The sequence below is a fragment of the Actinotignum schaalii genome, assembly GCF_028864145.1.
GTDB classification, from domain to species: Bacteria; Actinomycetota; Actinomycetes; order Actinomycetales; family Actinomycetaceae; genus Actinotignum; species Actinotignum schaalii_B.
Map to the genome: position 1 here is coordinate 59,067 of NZ_JARBHJ010000006.1, position 16,532 is coordinate 75,598.

The window sequence follows — 16,532 nt, forward strand, 5'->3', positions numbered from 1 at the left end:
GCCGCACCCAACGATCCGTCTTCCTAAGATGTATAAGATGTAAAAAGTAGTAAAGGCCGAGATCTGCGGATACGCATTGCGCGTAATCCATTCAGATCAAAAGGTAATGTGATGACCGTCAAATCCTCTTCTCTTTGACGCGACGTAGCGGATGGTATTACTCGCTCTTTTCGTGTGGTAGTTCTCGGGAACTGTACTGCGCTCGTACGACATGCGAAGTACAGCTGTGAAAAACATACCGTCTCCCGCCGAGGCTCATGTGACTGCTGAGGTACGTGAGGTTGCCGCATCTCAGCGTTGCGTCCCTGTAAAACGACGCCGCACCGACACCGTATCTGACCTGCCCTAATAACCCCACTCCCACACCGGCTTATGATATGTCCCACAGAGGTGGTTCTTTCCTCAACTGGATTTCTGGGCGGCGAGCGCCTAACGTAATTCCCATGGCGAACAGGACCACTCAGATGCACACCGCGATGCGCGGTGCCTGCGTGCGTACCTGCATGTGCCCCATGTGTTGCATGTGTTGCTGTCGCTAGTTCGCCAGCGGAACCCGAAAATTAGCTGCCCTCATACCTAACGGCCGGGCATTTTCGGATAGCCAGCGCGGACAAGCGGCACCCCGGCGCTCGATTCCCGGGGATTAGCACAATTGTGGATAATGCGATGTCCGCGGTGGCACGGCCTTGCGTCTCGTTCCCAAAATCCCGCATTATCCACGGTCAACCCAACACCAAGTAAGGAAGAACCGTGGCATCTGCACAAACCTCACGTATTCGTCGTCGCGTCCTGGGCGGGCTTTCCGCCCTGGCGGCGCTCACCATGGCCCTTACCGGGTGCTCTAGCCCGGATATATCCGGCTCGGGTGACTCCGCCGCCGGTACTGCCTCCGGTTCCGGGGCCGGCGCAGAAAGCGCCACCGTGGGGGCCCGCACCCCCGAACAGATCAAAGAAGCCGGAACCATCAAGATCGGCACCTTTGCTGATAAGGCACCTTTTGGCTCTCTCGTTGGGAAAAACACCTACGAAGGCTACGACATCGTTTACGGGGAACGCATCGGTAAAGACCTGGGTGTCAAGGTTGAATGGGTCCCGGTGGATGCCTCCTCGCGGGTGGAATTCCTCAAATCCGGGAAGGTTGATATTATCCTCGCGAACTTCACGGTGACTCCGGAACGTGCCGCGCAGGTGGACTTCGCCAACCCGTACATGAAGGTATCTTTCGGTGCTGTTTCCAGCGCGAAGAACCCGGTGCGTTCGGAAACGGAACTCGCGAATAAAAATATTATTATCGTCAAGGGCACCAGTCAGGACGCGTGGATTACCGCCAACCATCCGGAGTGGAAGGTGACGAAGTACGAGCAGTACACCGAAGCCACGAATGCCCTCACCGATGGGCGCGGGGACGTGTGGATCACAGACAACACCGAGGCCCTTGCTTTCACCGAACAAAACAAGGATTTCGTGACAGGTATTTCCTCTTTCGGAGAAGAATCCACCATCGCGGCGGCTGTCCAGCAGGGGAATACCCAGCTGCGCGACTGGATCAATAACAACCTTGTGGAGCTGGGCAAAGAGAATTTCTTCCACAAGAACTTCGAGCAGACCCTCGCCCCGGTCTACGGCACCGCGATCTCGCCCGATGAACTCGTGATCGAAGGCGGGGCTCGCTAAGAGTTCCCTCCTCCCGCAGGCGCGGGCCGTCCTAATGGCCTCAACCGGCCGCCCGCCGTGAACCGAGCGGGCGGCCCGCGCCGCGGAGAGAACTTCTAGCACAGCCAAACCCCAGCGAGGATATTTCATGGATCTATCAGTACTGAGCGAAGCGTGGCCCCTGTATATGCAGGCCATGCTTGTCACGCTCCGCATCGGCGCCATCGGCGTGGCCGCCTCCCTCCTCCTCGGATGGGTGTGCGCCGCGCTCGTGCATTTCCGGGTTCCTATTGCACGCCAGCTCGTGGCTGTCTACATCGAGCTATCGCGCAATACCCCGCTCCTTGTCCAGCTTTTCTTTCTCTATTTCGGCCTCCCGAAAATTGGACTTACCCTCACCGGGGAAACCTGTGCGATTATCGGGCTGACCTTCCTGGGTGGCTCCTATATGGCGGAAGCTTTCCGTTCCGGCCTGGACTCGGTGCCGCGTATCCAGCGTGAATCTGCCCTTGCCCTCGGGCTTACCCGCCGCCAGGTTCTCACCCGGATACTGCTCCCGCAGGCGGTTGCGGTAGCGATGCCGGCGCTCACCGCGAATATTATTTTCCTCGTCAAAGAGACGTCGGTGGTGTACGTCGTCGCCGTTCCGGACCTCATGTACCTGGCCCGCGAACACATGGGCCTGCAATCCACCACGCAGGAATCCCTCCTGCTCCTGACGGTGTGCTACACAATTATTTTGCTTCCCGTGGCCCTCGGGGCACGCTGGCTGGAAGGGAGGATGCGCCGCTATGCTGCCGTTCGCTAACGCCACCTTCGCTTCCGTATCCGCGTATGTAACGACGCCGCCCGACGCCCTCACGCCCACCACCTCCACCACCGGCGGGGAAGGCTGGCGCCCGCTCCTCGACCCGGAAAATATCTCCCTCCTCTTCCAAGGGCTGTGGGTTTCAGTGCGCATCGCCCTCATCGCAATGGCGCTCTCCCTCGTTTTCGGCACCCTCCTGGGCCTGGTCATGGACGTGCGCTCGCGCCTGGTCCGTTTCCTCACCCGCGCTTACGTGGAGGTGCTACGCATCATCCCGCAAGTGGTTCTCCTCTTCATCGTCTACTTCGATTCCACCCGCACCTTCCACCTCGATATGTCCGGCGAGCTCGCCGCGATTATCGTTTTCACCCTGTGGGGGACGGCGGAGATGGGGGACCTGGTGCGCGGCGCCATTGCCGCCGTACCCGCCCACCAATACGAATCCGCCCGTGCGCTCGGGCTCTCCACCCGCCAGCTGCAACGCCACGTGATTCTCCCGCAGGCGATCCGCCAGCTCATCCCCCTCACGGTCAATCTCACAACCCGCATGATTAAAACGACGGCGCTCGTCTCCCTCATCGGCGTCATCGAAATCCTCAAAGTTGCCCAGTCGATTATCGACCGGGAACGCTTCGACTACCCGGATGCCGCACTGTGGATTTACGGCGCGGTCTTCCTCATCTACTTCGTGGTTTGCTACACGATTTCCGCTTATTCGCGCCACTTGGAAAGGAAACTGGCACTATGACAAGCCCGGCATATTCACAGCCCCTTGACCCTGCCCTCGCACCCAGCCCGCTCGCTTTGCGTGGCGCGGCCTGGCATGTACAAACGCTGCGTTTGGTCGACGTCGACAAAACCTACCCAAATGGCGTGCATGCCCTCCAAGGTATTTCGCTGGAAGTGGCGCCCTCCGAAGTTGTTGTCGTCGTCGGCCCATCTGGATGCGGCAAATCCACGCTGCTGCGCACCATCAACGGACTGGAGGATATCCAATCCGGCAGCATCTCCTACGGTGAACAGAACCTCGCGGAACCGGGCACGGACTGGACCGCGGCGCGGGCCCGCATCGGTATGGTTTTCCAGAACTACGAGCTCTTCCCGCACCTGTCGGTCCTCGAGAATCTGCTCCTCGCCCCGCGCGTGGTACGCAAGGCACCCACCGGCCCCACCCGCGCACGCGCCCTCGCGTTGCTCGACCGCGTCGGCTTGGCGAGCCGCGCCGATGCGCGCCCCAGCCAGCTTTCCGGCGGGCAGAAGCAGCGGGTGGCGATTGTGCGTGCCCTCATGATGGAGCCGGAGGTGCTGCTCCTGGACGAAATCACCGCCTCGCTGGATCCGGAGATGGTGCGCGAAGTGTTGGATGTGGTGCTGGAGCTAGCCGGCGGTGGGATGACGATGCTGCTCGTCACCCACGAAATGAGTTTTGCGCGGGCCATTGCCGACCGCGTGGTCTTTATGGATGCCGGGAAGATCGTGGAAATCGATAGCCCCGAGCGCTTCTTCACCAGTCCTGCCTCGGCGCGCGCCCGCGCCTTCCTCAAGACATTCGTTTTTGAGCCGGTAGACTGAGCGGCGTGACTGACTCGAGAATCACCCCGGACTCGCAGACCCCCATCCCCACCAAATGGGTGGGCCCCATTCACATCTCCGGCCCCGTGCTGAGCGGCGCCGTGGAAGTCCCGCTCGCCACGTATGAAACGCCGCTGTGGCCTTCGTGCAACCGCGGCGCGGATGTCTCGCGCATGGTGGAGGGGGGTATCCGCGTCTGCGTGGCCGATGAGCGCATGTCCCGCTCGGTGCTTTTTATTGCCGACGACGCCGCAGCGGCTCTCCGCGCGGTCACCGACATCGCGGCGCGGCGTTCCGAGTGGGAACGGGTGGTGGCCGGGCAGTCGCGCTTCGCGCGCCTGCTGGATATCCACCCGGAAGTGGTGGGGAATTTGCTTTTTGTGCGTTTCGAATTCTCCACCGGGGATGCCTCGGGTCACAATATGGCCACCCAGGCAGCTGAAGCTCTTATGGGTGCAATATCAGCGGTGTGCCCGGAGCTGACCTACGGGTCCATTTCCGGGAATTACTGCATTGATAAAAAGCCCTCCGCCGTCAACGGGATTCTGGGGCGCGGGCGGCGCACCATCGCGGATATGTTCATTCCGGATGAGGTGATCGCCAAGCGGCTGCGCAGTGACGCGCACAGAATTGCCGAGCTGAATTACCGCAAGAACTGGGTGGGCTCCACGCTCGCCGGGGCGGTGCGTTCGGCCAACGCCCACTATGCCAATATGCTGCTGGCGGTGTACCTGGCCACCGGCCAGGATGCCGCCAATATCGTGGAAGGATCCCAGGGCTTCACCCACGTGGAAGAACGCGCAGGCGGGCTCTATGTATCCTGTACCCTCCCGAATCTCATCGTGGGGACGGTGGGCAACGGCAAGGACCTGCCAGGTATTGAAGCGGTCATGGAACGTATGGACCTGGCGGATCGGAGCCGGCCGGCCGGGGAGAACTCCCGGCGCCTGGCGGCCATGATTGCCGCCACCGTTTTGTGCGGGGAGCTATCCCTGCTGGCTGCGCAAACGAATCCGGGTGAGCTCATGCACGCGCACCGTAAATTTGAACGCGGCGGGGCACCCGCGCCCCGTGCGGCTCAGCAGCAGCCACGCGTTAAGGAGAACTAAGTGAATATCGGTATTGACGCACTTGCCTGCGCTACTTCGCATTACTGCCTGCCGCTCGCGGATATGGCGGAGGCTCTGGACGTGCCCGTGGGTAAGTACCACGTGGGGCTCGGCCAAGAACATATGAGCATCCCGGCCCTCGATGAGGATGCCGTGACCCTGGGGGCCCAGGCCGGGGCGCGCCTCCTGGCCGCCACCGGCACGGAGGGAATCCGCACCGTCATTTTCGCCACCGAATCCGGCGTGGATCAGTCGAAATCCGCCGGGGTTTTCCTGCATGCCCTCCTCGGGTTGCCGCTCCATGTGCGCACCGTGGAAATGAAGGAAGCCTGCTACGGGGGGACCGCGGCGCTACAAAGCGCCCTCGGTATTGTGGCGCGCCACCCGAAAGAAAAAGTGCTGGTCATCGCCGCGGATATCGCGCGGTACGCGGCGGGTGGATCCGGGGAACCCACCCAGGGAGCCGGCGCGGTGGCTTTCCTGGTGAGCGCGCAGCCGCGCCTGCTGACTATCCCCGCGGTGAGCGGTGTTTACACCGCGGATATCAACGATTTCTGGCGCCCGAATGACTCCAGCACCCCGCTGGTAGACGGCCACCTCTCCATGGATGCCTATATGGATGCCCTCACCGGGGCCTATGATGACTACCTCGCCCAAGGCGGCATCCCCGCAGCTCAGCTGGCTCGTTTCGTGCACCATCAGCCCTTCGGGAAAATGGCTCGCAAAGCCCACGCCCGTCTCATGGCCCATACGAACGATCCGCGCGGAGATGAGGTGATCGAAACCGGCCTCACCTACGGGCGCCAGATCGGCAACTCCTACACAGCCGCCCTCTATATTGGCATCCTTTCCCTCCTAGGTACCGACCCGGCCGATCTGACCGATACCCCCATCGGGCTCTTCTCCTACGGCTCGGGCGCGGTGGCGGAATTCTTCGCCGGTATCCCGGTGGCCGGCTACCGGGAGCGGCTGCGGGAAACCGGGGCGGATGCCGCGGGGGTCGCCGCGCTGCTCGCCGCGCGGGAAACTATCGATTTCCCCACCTACCGGGTTTTACACGGTGCTCTGCGCACGGATTCCGCCGATTTTTCGACGCCGCAGCAGACCACCGCACCTTTCCGCTTCGCCGGGGTGAGTTGCGGGGTGCGCCAGTACGAGGTGCGGGCCGAGGGGTAATACGCCAGGCCGGGGCGAAGCCGGCGCTCAAAATCAGGGCGGAGCCGCGCGCCACGTGAACACTGCTGGGCAGTGGGGAGTGGAGCGGGGCAGCGTCGTCGTACCAAGATGGCGACACCCACATGTACGGCACCCCGCAAAATAATCGTATGCCGTAGTGAAACTCGACCATACTGGAGGTGAGCTACCCGCACCACCCCGGGCGAAACTCGGGAGTCTCCGAAATCTGATACAGTTTTTCTGCGCGTGTCAAGTGACGAAAGACTTAGGAGACAGTACGATGGGGAACATGACTCAACGACCCGCAGATGTGGAACCGAACTGGAGCGTCTCCGGCGGCGACCACCATCCTGATACCGAATACACGATTTACACAGTTGTTCATCGCCCGGCCGGTAGCCCGGCCCCCGCGGATCTTTCCGATGCCACGGCGCGCATTGATGAAGTTATTGCCGCGCACCCGGAAGTCACCCTGCGTGGCTTCTACGATCTGTCCAATTTGCACGAGCATGCCGATCTCATGGTGTGGGTGCACGGGAAAGACCTTGCCCCGCTCCAGGATTTCATGCGGGACCTGCGCACCACTCCGCTTTTTGAGAATCTCGATGTGACCTGGCAGGTTCCCGGTGTGCACGTGGCCGCGGAATTCAACCGCATGCACGCCCCGGCCTTCCTGGTGGGTGATAAACCGCTGAGCTGGCTGTGTACCTATCCCTTCGTGCGGCACGCGGAGTGGTACCTCATGGACGGCAAGGAACGCGCCGTGCATCTGCGTGAACACGGCATGGCCGCCTCGAAATTTGAGGGGATCCTCGCCAATACCGTCGCGTGCTTCGGGATGTCGAATTACGAGTGGATGCTCGCTTTTGAAGCTGAAGATCCCACCCAGATTGTGGACCTCATGCGCGCCATGCGCTACACCCAGGCGCGGCGCTGGATGAAGCGTGAAACGCCCTTCTTCTTCGGGCGCCGCTGCGAAACCAGCGAGCTCGCCAAGATTCTGCGCTACGAAGCCTAAACAGTGCTTATTCCGTGAGCGGTGTTTACCACCGCGGAACGTGCACGGATAAGCAGCGCTTACACAGGAGATTCATGGACTACCAAGCCAGTCAACAGACCAGCGCCGCCCTGGTGGCCGAACGGAAAGCTCCGCGTGCCACGCGCATCACTCGCGCTCCGGGCGAGCATATTCTGGCGGGAAGCCCCGCAGTGCAGCACGCCGCCGCGCGCGGGGAGCACTGGGTGAGTGAACCCACCGCCTATGACGCCATTGTGCTCGCTTCCTTTGGCGGGCCTAACGGTCAGGAAGACGTACTGCCCTTCCTCCGCAATGTCACGGCAGGGCGGGGCATTCCCGATGATCGCCTCGAAGAAGTGGCGGTGCATTATCGGCTCAACGGGGGCAGTTCGCCCATTAACGGGCAAAACGCGGCCTTGCGTGCCCGCCTGGAAAGCGAACTTGCCCGGCGCGGCCACAATATTCCCGTCTACTGGGGTAACCGCAATTGGGAGCCCTATATTTGGGAAGTGGTGCGCGATGCCTATGAAGATGGCCACCGCACGCTGCTGGCGGTGCCTACCTCGGCGTATTCGGGATATTCCTCCTGCCGCCAATACCGGGAGGATTTCGCGGACGCGCTCGAATACGCGCAAATCCCCGAGGATATGCGGGTGGATAAACTGCGGGAATTCTTCGATCATCCCGGTTTCGTGGTGCCCTTTATTGAGGGCCTTGCGGCTGCCTATACGCAGATGCGGGAGCGCGGTTTCGCGGCGGAAGAGATTGAAGTCCTCTTCACTACGCATTCCATTCCCAACCGCGCCAATGAGCTTTCCGGCCCGCCCGAGCTGGGCGGTGGGCTCTACCTGCGCCAGCACGAAGCGGTGCGCGATGCCATCCGTAGCGCGGTGGAGGAGCAGGTGGGGGCCCATCTGAGCTGGCAGATGGTTTTCCAGTCCCGTTCCGGCCCGCCGCATATTCCGTGGTTGGAACCCGATATTAATGATGTTATCGAAACGCTGCCGGGGCGCGGGCGGCGGGCTGTCGTCGTCGTTCCTATCGGTTTTGTATCCGATCACATGGAAGTGCTGTGGGACCTCGATAATGAGGCCCGGGCGACGGCGCAGCAGTGCGGCCTGGCTTTCGCGCGGGTTTCCACCCCGGAAGAGCATCCGGCTTTCGTGGCCGGGTTGGCGGATCTGGTGGAGGAACGCCTGGAGGGGCGTCCGCGCGCGCAGCGGGCCCACCTCACTGAGATGGGCCCGTGGTTCGATCTGTGCCCGGCGCATTCGTGCCGGAATCCGCACCTCCCCGAACTGCGCGCCATTGGCGGCTTTATCGGGGAAGGCGTGGACGCGTAATTATTCGGTGGCCTCGGCGGCTGCGGTACCGGTAGCGCAGCTATTGCCGGTATCGCCGGCTGCCAGCCGTTTCGTTTCGCCTTCTACCTGGCGTGCGGCCTGCTGGGCAACCTCGGTGTCCACGCTTTCCGGGAAGAGTACCGCGCGGTAATAGCGCAGCTCGTCGATGGAATCGTAAATATCACCGAGGGCCCGGTGGTGCCCGAACTTCTCCGGGGACACAAAATACGCCTTGGGGTACCAGCGCTTCGTCAGCTCCTTAATGGAGGAGACATCAATAATGCGATAGTGGAGGTAATCGACCAGCTCAGGCATGTATGCGGTGAGGAAGGTCTTATCGGTACCCACCGAATTACCGCCCAGCGGTGCCTTACCTTCCGGCACCCGCTCCTTGAGATAGGCAAGCACCTGGCTCTGCGCCTGCGCCACACTCACCCCGGTCTCCCATTCATTAATGAGACCGGAGGACGTATGCATATCGCGCACAAAATCGTTCATCTGCGCGACCGCCGCAGCGGAGGGCTTAATAATAATATCGATGCCCGCGTCCACCGGGTGGAGGTTGCCGTCCGTCACAACAACGGAAATTTCCACCAGCTCATCGACGCGGGGATCCAAGCCTGTCATTTCGCAATCGATCCAGACAATCGGATCGTTTAGATCGTGGTAACTCACCCCTCCATTCTAAGCACACGCGCGCGAGCGGGCGGGTGCGGTCCGCGTGGGGATGGGATAGCACGACGACGCCGCCAGCTGGCAGCGGGGACTGTGGCCACGCGGGCGGTGCTGCCGGGCGACCCGGTCACCCGGTGCTGCCGGGTGGTGCCGCGGAACAGCCCGAAACAAAAGCGCCCCCGAAAGGATTCGAACCTTCGACCGACGGATTAGAAGTCCGGTGCTCTATCCACTGAGCTACAGGGGCCTGGCACGCTGCGCCTGGCGCAGAAGCGGCGCTCTTAATGTACCCGAATCGGCGGCGGGGTTAAAACTACGCGCCCGCGTCAAAATGGTGAACAATAGAGGGGTGGCTCAATATCGTGATGTTCCTCGTCTTATCGCTCGCACTATCGACGCGCTCGATAAAGCGCGATTTCCCCTTGCCCTGCCCGGCTCGCGCGATATAGAAGCGGAGCGCACCCAGCTCATCACCCAGCTGAAAAACCGGGTGCTCCCGCGAATGCAACGCGAGGCCACCCCTGCGGTGGTGGTGCTTGGCGGCTCCTCGGGGGCCGGAAAATCCACCCTCTTCAATTCGCTTTTCGGGGAAGAACTCTCCGCTGCCTCGGTGCTGCGCCCCACCACCCGCACCCCGGTGATCGCCGTGCACCCGGATGATGCTCCGCTCCTGGAAGGCCACGTACTCACCACCCTGGCCGAGGTACGTGAAAGTGCCGGCGCAATCCCCGGGCTGGTGCTGGTAGACGCCCCCGATCTTGATTCCGTGGACGCGGATAACCGCGCCCTGGCCCGCACCCTCCTCAATAGCGCCGACCTGTGGATTTTTGTGACCACCGCCTCCCGCTACGGGGATGCCACCGCCTGGTCGGTGCTCACCGATGCACACGGGCGCGGGGTGACCACCGCGGTGGTACTCAACCGGGTCCCGGCCAGTGCTGCCCCCACGGTGCGCGCGGACCTGGCGCGCCGGATGGAAAGCTCCGGGCTGGGGGACTCCCCGCTCCTCATCGTGGCCGATAACGGCCCCACCGCCGGGCTCCTTCCCCCCGCTAGCGTGGCCGAGCTGCGCCAGTGGCTCGAATCCATGTCCGAAACCGGCTTCGGTCAGGCACTCATCACCCGGGCGGATGCCGCCATGTTCCCGCATATGGGCGAACGCCTGGAACATATAGCCGCCGCGGTGGAAATGCAGGCGGAAGCCGTGGAACACCTGCGCGCCACGGTGGAAAAGTCCGCCACCGCCCCGCGCGAAGCCCTGCGCAAAGCTGCCCTCAGCGGACGCTTTGGAGCCGGGGCGCCTACCACCGCCTGGCTTTCCGCAGCCTCCAGCGGGGGGCCGCTCGCCGGTATTAACCCGGCCGCCAGCCCCGGCCTGGGGGCGCGCGGACGTATCGGGGCCCGCGACGCCGCCATGACCACCGTGTTTGAAGCGGTCCGCACCGCCGCGGATGTCACCCTCACCCAGCAGCTCAGCGATGCCAGCGACGCAATTCTTAGCTCCTGGGCGGGTGGGGTGATTGACACTCGCGAACTCGCGGCAAGCGCTCGCGCCGCCCTCGATCTGGACGCCATCCGTTTTCGGGCCTTTTCCGCGTGGATGAGTTACCTGAAGGCTACCGCGCAGGCCGCACCGCACAATCGCTGGTTCGGCACCGCCGGGATGGCCGCGGTACTCGGGGCCGCGGCCGGGGGAGTGAACGGGGCACGCAGCCTAGCCGACGGGCTCTACCGGGGCGGGGCTGTGCGCGAGGCCCGCGAAGAACTAGCCCGGCTCCTCGACGGGGCAATCACCGAGGTCACGGAAGTATTTCGTAACCAGCTTGGCGATGTGGAGCTCGGTTCGGGGCGCACGCTCCGGCTGCGTGCCGTCGAATTTAAAGACAGGTTCTAGTGGAGGAAGGGAAGAAGCTCATGGACACAGCCACCGTGACCGCGCGCTTGGAGCAGCTGCGCGGCGTCGTCGCTCAAGGAAAAGATCTGTTCGATCCGTATGTGCTGCAGCGCGCCGAACGGGAACTGGGGGAAATCTCCGGGCGCCTGGAGGCGGGGCTCGGCCTGACGGTGGCGGCGCTCGCGGGTGGTACCGGTTCGGGTAAGTCCACGCTCTTCAATGCGCTTACCGAGCTCAATTTCGCGGACGCGGGGGACGTGCGGCCCACCACCATGGATATCACGGCTTGCGTGTGGTCCGCGGCGGCCCGCCCCGTGCTCGAGGCGCTCGGCGTGAAACCGGAGCGCACCATTTCCCATAATTCGCTGCTGAGCAGCTCGAAGCGCGAGCTTGATTCCCTGGTGCTCCTTGACCTGCCCGATCACGATTCGGTAAGCCTGGGTAATTCCGCGCTCGTCAACCGCATTTTGCCGCTCGTGGACGTGCTGGTGTGGGTGCTCGACCCGCAAAAATACGCCGATCACCTCATTCACGATTCCTATATCGCGGCGATGCGCGAACGCGCCGACCGCATGATCGTGGTCCTCAACCAGATCGATACCCTCCCGGAGGGCGGCACGGAGGCCATCACCGCGGATATCCGCAAGCTGCTGCGCGCGGACGGCATCGCTGATTCTGTCCCGATTTTCCCGGTTTCGGCGCTGCACCGGCGCGGGCTGGAGCCGCTGCGCGACGCCCTGAAGAAGGCAGCTGGGCTCACGAATGCCGCGCTGGAAACCACCGGTGCGTACCTTGATGAGATCGGGGCGCGCCTGGGCGAGGGCCTCGAGGCCGCGCCGGTGCATCTGGAGGCGGAGAAGGCTGAGGAGATCGCGCGCGGGCTCTCGGTGGCTTCCGGGGTGCCGGCGGTGGCCGAGGCGATTGCCGGGGTGGGCTGGCATGCCCGCGCGGTGGCGCCGCCCGAGCAGCCCGCCGCCGCGGTGGTGGACGCGCATCGGGAGGCCTGGCTCGCGCACGCGAGCAGCGGCCTGCCCCAGCTGTGGGCGCGCCGCGTGGATGAGCAGGTGAGCGACGCAGCGTCCCTGCGCCGCGCCATTGGTGGGGCTTTGCGCGCCGTTCCGGTGCGGGCCGGTGGGCGCGGGGCCCTGCTTGGTGGTGTGCTCGCCGGGATACTGCTTGCCGCGGCGTGCATTGGCGCGGGCGTCGCGGCGGTGGCGCCGTGGTGGGCGGCGGCTCTTGGTGCGGTGGTTGCGGTGCTGTGCGGTTTCGCCCTGGGATGGTGGGCACGACGCCGCAGCGCAGCTGCCCGGGCGCGAGCCTACCAGCGCGCGGTGAATAAGGAACTGGGCGCGGTGGTGGAGAAGCATTGCGTTGCTCCGGCGCGAGAGGTGCTCGACCAGTACGCGCGCGTGCGCCAGGTGGTGCGCGGGGAGTAGCTGGTGAGCTATTCACAGGCCGCTGAAATGTCATGGTTATCCACAAGCAGGCTCATGCGGATAGCCGGGCGAGCGTGAGCGGGTCATGATGGTGTCCACCGCCCGCCCGGGGCGGTGGAAAGGACAGCATCATGGTTAATGACACCATCGTCGCGGTACGTGGATATGCCGGCGGCAACCCGAAAGTTTACGAGAATGCCACCAGTGGGGATGTCACCACGGTCAATCTTGGAGTGACCCCGCGCTATTTCTCGCGGGAAACGAACCGCTTTGAGGACGGCAATACTATTTGGTACACGGTGCGGGCGCGCGGTACCCTCGGCCGTAATATCCAAACATCGGTAACAACCGGCACTCCGCTGCTGGTGCGCGGGCGGCTCGATATGCGCGAATGGACCGGTAAGGACGGTTCCACCATGCGCGGGCTCACTCTCTTTGCCGATGCCGTGGGAGTCGAGCTCACCACCGGGCGGGCCAGCTTCGTTAAAGTTCGCCCCGATCCGGCTGCGGAAACAAATGGCGGATCGGCTGGCACGGTGAGCTCCGCGGATACAGCGGCCGGGGAAAGCACGCCGGGGGATAGCCGCTGGCTCGCAGAGGAGTCGGATTCTTCTGAAGCGTCGGGTGAACCGCTCGGGCGAGCGGGAATAGGTGTGCCGCCTCCGGGGATGTCACCCGATGTGATGTCACCTGGAGGAATCTCTCCTGACGTGATGTCAGCGGATGAAGCTTTGCGCTCGGATCCGTCAGGTGGCGCATGGTGATGCTGAAAATGCCTCTACTCACCCGTTGTTCTGATAGGTACACTACAAGCATGCCCGGGTTTCATTCCTTGGAACAAACCCCGGACCACTTCACTATTTCCGCGCCTAGTTATTGAGGGGAGGGATGTAATGATGAGTATCAATATTGGTGAAGAAATGCTTGATCGCCTCGAAGAGCTTGCGGGTGACAACGCCGAAATAGTGGCACACGAGGCCATCGAAGATGCCCTCGACCTCATTGAGGCGGAGAAGATCTGGGCGGATGTTGAGTCCGGCAAAGAGCGGCTCATACCTTTTGATGAGGTGGTGCGTCATCTTGGGTTGGAAGATTAGTGTCACCTCCGAGGCGGGAAAGAGTCTTGGCCGCCTTGATCCGGCTACCAGACTCGTTAGCGATTCTTTTACCACCACGTAGATATCAACAGTGTGCCGCGATGGCATACTTATCTACTCGAGAAAATCCCATTCCATCCCGGTTCCAGTCACATCGGGGGGGGGACTTTTCGCGGGCGGCTCGGTACACTGGTCTGGGCCGCTCGCGCAACACCTAGCGCGATGCGCGGCACTGAATCGCGAATCAGGACGGGATAAGTGGCTGAATACATTTACCAGATGATCCACGCTTCCAAGCGTGTGGGGGATAAGACCATCCTTGACGACGTCACCATGGCGTTTTTCCCCGGAGCCAAGATCGGCATGGTCGGTCCGAACGGTGCCGGTAAATCAACAATCTTGAAGATCATGGCCGGGCTGGATGAGCCCTCCAACGGGGAAGCGCGCCTCTCCCCGGGCTACACGGTGGGTATCCTCCTCCAGGAACCTCCCCTCGAAGAGGACAAGACTGTCCTGGAAAACGTGCAGCTGGGCCGTAAGGACATTCTGGAGAAGATCACCCGTTTCAACGCCATCGGTGAAGAAATGGCGAATCCGGATGCGGACTTCGATGCCCTCATGGAAGAAATGGGCAAGCTGCAAACGGAAATTGATGCCGCCAACGCCTGGGATCTGGACTCCCAGCTGGAGCAGGCCATGGCCGCACTTCGCTGCCCTCCGGGGGATACCCCGGTGTCCGTGCTTTCCGGTGGGGAACGCCGCCGCGTGGCCCTGTGCCGCCTGCTGCTGGAAGCCCCGGACCTGCTTCTCCTTGACGAACCGACGAACCACCTGGATGCCGAATCCGTGCTGTGGCTCGAAAAGCACCTGAAATCCTACGCGGGCGCGGTTATCGCCATCACCCACGACCGGTACTTCCTGGACAATATGGCGCAGTGGATTGCGGAAGTGGACCGCGGCCGCCTCTACCCCTATGAGGGCAACTACTCGACCTACCTGGAAACCAAGAAGGATCGTCTGGAAATCCAGGGCAAGAAGGACGCCAAGCTCGCCAAGCGCCTCAAAGATGAACTTGAGTGGGTGCGCTCCTCGGCGAAGGGCCGCCAGGCCAAGTCGAAGGCACGTCTGGAACGCTACGAAGAAATGGCAGCGGAAGCCGAACGTACCCGCAAGCTCGACTTCGAAGAAATCCAGATTCCGCCGGGGCCGCGGCTGGGCAATGTGGTTATCGAAGCGAAGAACCTCAAGAAGGGCTTCGGGGATCGCGTGCTTATCGATGGGCTGTCCTTCTCGCTGCCGCGTAACGGCATCGTGGGTATTATCGGCCCGAACGGCGTGGGTAAAACCACCCTCTTCAAGACCATCGTCGGCCTCGAGCCCCTCGATGGCGGGGAGCTGAAGATCGGGGAAACGGTGAAGATCTCCTACGTGGATCAGAACCGCGCCGGTATCGACCCGGAGAAGAGCCTGTGGGAAGTTGTTTCTGACGGTCTGGATTACATCCAGGTCGGCCAGGTGGAAATGCCTTCGCGCGCCTACGTTTCCGCATTCGGCTTCAAGGGCCCGGATCAGCAGAAGAAGGCCGGGGTGCTTTCCGGTGGCGAACGCAACCGCCTCAACCTCGCCCTCACCCTCAAGCAGGGCGGCAACCTGCTGCTCCTTGACGAACCGACCAACGACCTGGACGTGGAAACCCTGTCCTCCCTGGAAAACGCGCTTTTGCAGTTCCCGGGTTGCGCCGTGGTCATCACCCACGACCGCTGGTTCCTTGACCGCGTGGCCACCCACATCCTCGCCTACGAAGGCACCGATGAGGATCCCTCGAAGTGGTACTGGTTCGAAGGCAACTTCGAAGGCTACGAGAAGAACAAGGTGGAACGCCTGGGTGAAGCCGCACTCAACCCGGGTGCCGGTGCTCATCGTAAGCTGACGCGCTAAAATCTAGCTGCTATTCGGCCCGCTCGCAGATAGCGTGCGACGCAGGCGAGTCCCGCGCCACGCTAATGCGTAGGAGCCTGCTGGATGCAGGCGGGAGCGCGCGGATTAGTTCCGCCGGTTAGCAGCGATAAATATACGGATATGAGGTAGCTGTTCGGTTATTGTGATAGCCGAACAGCTACCTCATTCGCTGTTATGGTCAGGTATCGATTTAAGTGCGGGTGGTTCATGCTTCGAAGGCTTGGAGTGCGATGGTGGGGTTATTGCGTACCGCGGCTCTCAGCTGGTTCTCATCCCATTCCTGGATACCATGCTGGAGTGCTTTGCGTGCTTGCGGCGTGCACGCTGCTCCGAATTCATCAATAACAAAAAGGATGATTTCTTCCAGGCAGGGCCGGAACCTGCGCCCACCCACCGGGAAATGAACATCAGCAATACGCGGAGTGCGAGCATTATTCTTAGTACGCCGGCGTGAGCGGCGAGAATGATTACCACCCAGGAGTAAAGCGTGCGTCCATTCATCGCGGTGGGAATGTACCTGGACATGTGCGCAGGGGATATTTGAGCGTGGTGAGCGAATATAATCCCAGCGCACCAGGGGCTCTTTTCCAACCCTGCCATGAATCACCGAGAACGTGGACTCATTGACAGCTAGTAAACCGGTTTCCTGATTGAGGAAAACTTCGTAATCGAAACGGATAAGGTTGCGTCCGTTAGTGTGGTGTATCTGTATCCCGCGGTGATCCTCGTGTCGGCATGCACAAAGGCGACCATCGCGGGTACCTTTCGAATCAACTCTTACCTATCCTCGAA

At 62.2% G+C, this 16,532-nt stretch carries 15 protein-coding genes and 1 tRNA gene; 13 read left to right on the forward strand and 3 right to left on the reverse strand.

Features of this window, described 5'->3' with window-relative positions:
• The first annotated feature begins 750 nt into the window (after positions 1-750).
• From PWJ82_RS02320 to PWJ82_RS02355, 8 genes are all read left to right on the forward strand, one after another.
• Positions 751-1,674 carry a transporter substrate-binding domain-containing protein gene (locus PWJ82_RS02320; RefSeq protein WP_274733495.1) on the forward strand — a complete coding sequence of 308 codons (924 nt, stop codon included), beginning with the start codon at positions 751-753 and terminating at the stop codon, positions 1,672-1,674.
• Positions 1,675-1,801: 127 nt separating this feature from the next.
• On the forward strand, positions 1,802-2,461 hold the full coding sequence (locus PWJ82_RS02325) for an amino acid ABC transporter permease (protein WP_126135654.1): 660 nt from the start codon (positions 1,802-1,804) through the stop codon (positions 2,459-2,461).
• Complete coding sequence (locus PWJ82_RS02330; protein ID WP_274733497.1) at positions 2,445-3,209, forward strand: amino acid ABC transporter permease; 765 nt, start codon at positions 2,445-2,447, stop codon at positions 3,207-3,209. The genes PWJ82_RS02325 and PWJ82_RS02330 overlap by 17 nt, the downstream gene beginning before the upstream one ends.
• Entirely contained in the window at positions 3,206-4,033 is an 828-nt protein-coding gene (locus PWJ82_RS02335; RefSeq protein ID WP_274733498.1) for an amino acid ABC transporter ATP-binding protein, read from the forward strand. The genes PWJ82_RS02330 and PWJ82_RS02335 overlap by 4 nt, the downstream gene beginning before the upstream one ends.
• A gap of 5 nt (positions 4,034-4,038) precedes the next feature.
• Complete coding sequence (locus PWJ82_RS02340; protein ID WP_274735112.1) at positions 4,039-5,142, forward strand: hydroxymethylglutaryl-CoA reductase; 1,104 nt, start codon at positions 4,039-4,041, stop codon at positions 5,140-5,142.
• Positions 5,143-6,318, forward strand: coding sequence for a hydroxymethylglutaryl-CoA synthase (locus PWJ82_RS02345; RefSeq protein ID WP_274735113.1), 1,176 nt, complete (start codon positions 5,143-5,145; stop codon positions 6,316-6,318). It begins immediately after the preceding gene.
• A 289-nt stretch (positions 6,319-6,607) separates the two neighbouring features.
• A complete protein-coding gene (gene hemQ / locus PWJ82_RS02350) occupies positions 6,608-7,336 on the forward strand; it encodes a hydrogen peroxide-dependent heme synthase (RefSeq protein WP_274735115.1) in 729 nt (242 codons plus the stop codon).
• Positions 7,337-7,410: 74 nt separating this feature from the next.
• On the forward strand, positions 7,411-8,679 hold the full coding sequence (locus PWJ82_RS02355) for a ferrochelatase (RefSeq protein ID WP_274735116.1): 1,269 nt from the start codon (positions 7,411-7,413) through the stop codon (positions 8,677-8,679).
• Here PWJ82_RS02355 and orn read toward each other — a convergent pair whose 3' ends face one another.
• Entirely contained in the window at positions 8,680-9,354 is a 675-nt protein-coding gene (orn, locus tag PWJ82_RS02360) for an oligoribonuclease (protein WP_274735118.1), read from the reverse strand.
• A gap of 174 nt (positions 9,355-9,528) precedes the next feature.
• Positions 9,529-9,601: transfer RNA gene (locus tag PWJ82_RS02365), tRNA-Arg, on the reverse strand.
• A gap of 102 nt (positions 9,602-9,703) precedes the next feature.
• Between PWJ82_RS02365 and PWJ82_RS02370 the strand changes: the two genes are divergently transcribed.
• From PWJ82_RS02370 to ettA, 5 genes are all read left to right on the forward strand, one after another.
• Entirely contained in the window at positions 9,704-11,248 is a 1,545-nt protein-coding gene (locus PWJ82_RS02370; RefSeq protein WP_274735119.1) for a GTPase domain-containing protein, read from the forward strand.
• Between the two features lie 20 nt (positions 11,249-11,268).
• Positions 11,269-12,684: a GTP-binding protein gene (locus PWJ82_RS02375; protein WP_274735121.1), complete on the forward strand. Its 1,416-nt coding sequence runs from the start codon at positions 11,269-11,271 to the stop codon at positions 12,682-12,684.
• Between the two features lie 131 nt (positions 12,685-12,815).
• Positions 12,816-13,448 (forward strand): single-stranded DNA-binding protein, encoded by a 633-nt coding sequence (locus PWJ82_RS02380; RefSeq protein ID WP_274735122.1) that lies wholly within the window; start codon positions 12,816-12,818, stop codon positions 13,446-13,448.
• Positions 13,449-13,577: 129 nt separating this feature from the next.
• Positions 13,578-13,781: a hypothetical protein gene (locus PWJ82_RS02385; RefSeq protein ID WP_274735123.1), complete on the forward strand. Its 204-nt coding sequence runs from the start codon at positions 13,578-13,580 to the stop codon at positions 13,779-13,781.
• Positions 13,782-14,039: 258 nt separating this feature from the next.
• Complete coding sequence (gene ettA / locus PWJ82_RS02390; RefSeq protein ID WP_016442389.1) at positions 14,040-15,719, forward strand: energy-dependent translational throttle protein EttA; 1,680 nt, start codon at positions 14,040-14,042, stop codon at positions 15,717-15,719.
• 226 nt (positions 15,720-15,945) lie between these two features.
• Here ettA and PWJ82_RS02395 read toward each other — a convergent pair whose 3' ends face one another.
• Complete coding sequence (locus PWJ82_RS02395; RefSeq protein ID WP_274735124.1) at positions 15,946-16,314, reverse strand: hypothetical protein; 369 nt, start codon at positions 16,312-16,314, stop codon at positions 15,946-15,948.
• Positions 16,315-16,532: the final 218 nt, after the last annotated feature.

Bases quoted from the DNA above. Each gene is read 5' to 3' on its own strand.
- PWJ82_RS02335 (WP_274733498.1), top strand. From the start codon at position 3,206: ATGACAAGCCCGGCATATTCACAGCCCCTTGACCCTGCCCTCGCACCC.
- PWJ82_RS02355 (WP_274735116.1), top strand. From the start codon at position 7,411: ATGGACTACCAAGCCAGTCAACAGACCAGCGCCGCCCTGGTGGCCGAA.
- PWJ82_RS02375 (WP_274735121.1), top strand. From the start codon at position 11,269: ATGGACACAGCCACCGTGACCGCGCGCTTGGAGCAGCTGCGCGGCGTC.
- PWJ82_RS02385 (WP_274735123.1), top strand. From the start codon at position 13,578: ATGATGAGTATCAATATTGGTGAAGAAATGCTTGATCGCCTCGAAGAG.
- PWJ82_RS02380 (WP_274735122.1), top strand. From the start codon at position 12,816: ATGGTTAATGACACCATCGTCGCGGTACGTGGATATGCCGGCGGCAAC.
- hemQ (WP_274735115.1), top strand. From the start codon at position 6,608: ATGACTCAACGACCCGCAGATGTGGAACCGAACTGGAGCGTCTCCGGC.
- PWJ82_RS02330 (WP_274733497.1), top strand. From the start codon at position 2,445: ATGCTGCCGTTCGCTAACGCCACCTTCGCTTCCGTATCCGCGTATGTA.
- PWJ82_RS02325 (WP_126135654.1), top strand. From the start codon at position 1,802: ATGGATCTATCAGTACTGAGCGAAGCGTGGCCCCTGTATATGCAGGCC.